The sequence below is a fragment of the Elstera litoralis genome (genome assembly GCF_000963705.1).
Classification (GTDB): Bacteria; Pseudomonadota; Alphaproteobacteria; order Elsterales; family Elsteraceae; genus Elstera; species Elstera litoralis.
In genome coordinates, this window is sequence record NZ_LAJY01000900.1 from 1 (window position 1) to 1,392 (window position 1,392).

Annotated in this window: 2 protein-coding genes; both read right to left on the reverse strand. The window is 50.1% G+C overall.

Annotation, left to right across the window (positions count from 1 at the left end; all coding sequences use genetic code 11):
- On the reverse strand, positions 1 to 606 hold a 606-nt coding region (locus VZ95_RS20625; protein ID WP_156995497.1), incomplete at its 3' end, for a hypothetical protein.
- Between the two features lie 37 nt (positions 607 to 643).
- Positions 644 to 1,072, reverse strand: a complete 429-nt coding sequence (locus VZ95_RS20630) for a rhodanese-like domain-containing protein (protein ID WP_045777534.1) — start codon at positions 1,070 to 1,072, stop codon at positions 644 to 646.
- Positions 1,073 to 1,392 lie beyond the last annotated feature (320 nt).

Consider the following 1,392-nt stretch of genomic DNA (forward strand, 5'->3'; position numbering starts at 1 on the left):
GACGGCTAAAAGACCAAGCCCCAGAAGAGCCATGACACCGACCCCAATGATCGAAGTTTGCGCTAGACCAAGTTGGGTGCTGGCCTCGGCGGCAATTGCGTCGTTTAGCTGCTTTGCCGTGCTCGCGGTGCTTTTACGGAGGGGGGTGAAAATATCCAGCCAGCGGTCATACAAGCGATCCAGCGGTTTTACCTCACGGAGGGCGACCAGTAGATCGGCCTTAAAACTATCGATCGAGTTAACTGCTGCCGATGCTTCTTCACGCAAAGCATCTTTCTCAGTCCCAGCAAAAATAATCTGCAACTTCCCCCAGTCGCTCTTTAAGTCGCCCAGAAGCTTGTCTAATCGGTCAACTGAGCCTGGCGCGGAATAAACCTTGGCCATAACGCCCAGAATTCGGGTGTTGGCGGCTTGCAGCCCCTCTTCAACCCGCACCATCGCCTGACGAGCCGGCAAATCATGCTCGCCCAAAGCGCGCATGTAGGCGATCTCTTTCATGCTATTGTAGAAGCTGAGGCCCGCAATGCTGACGAAAGCCAGTGCGATAATGCTCATTATCATGGGAACAAGCCGCGAAATCCGGCCAGAAATCAGCAAACGTAGCATTGGAGCCTCAAAAAGGAGGGGCTAAAGCAGGGTAAATCTATTGTTCAAGCGGCAATTTTGCTGCGGTCCATTCAGCAAAACCGCCCCGCAGCCAATGGACCTTACCAAACCCAGCCGCTACGGCATCCTTCACAGCCTGAACAGCCGACCAACCGTCGCTCCCATGACCGTGAATGATAATGACCGCCTGCTTATTGGCCCCGAAAACCGCTGGATCGAATTGTTTTGTCTGCTCGTTCTGGAAGCCGGAGAGCGATTTTGCTTTCGGCAGATGGCCTTCGGAAAAAGCGGCTTTGCGGCGCGCATCATAGACCTGAGCCCCCGCATCAATCAGGGTCTTTGCCTCTGCCGCACTAACGGTTTTCGCCCCGTCTAGGGTTGGCGGGGTTTCACCCGTTTGGGCCACAGCCAAGGGCGCGACCATTAGGAATGAGATCATTAAAGCGATAGCACGCAGAAACGGCATGACAAACTCCGATAGTTTCAGATGATATGAATACGATGAGGTGCCGAAATCGGCTCACCGCCAACTCTGTATCACATCGCATATTGATAAAATATAAAGTATTTAACTTCTGTAAGGTTAATGTTGCAATGTGATTTTTCATAACTGAACATGACTGATTTTTGATAAAAAATATAAGTAATTATCAAGAAATTCCTTACCAGAAATCATTCCGAAATAAATTCTGGCAAGCATGTCGCGTGCTCCCCTTATGTTTTCTCATACAAATGAATCAATAAGGGAATCATCGCAACGCGGTATCTACTTACCCACGGATAATT

Coding starts and splice junctions, on each gene's coding strand:
- VZ95_RS20630 (WP_045777534.1), bottom strand. CDS start 1,072: ATGCCGTTTCTGCGTGCTATCGCTTTAATGATCTCATTCCTAATGGTC.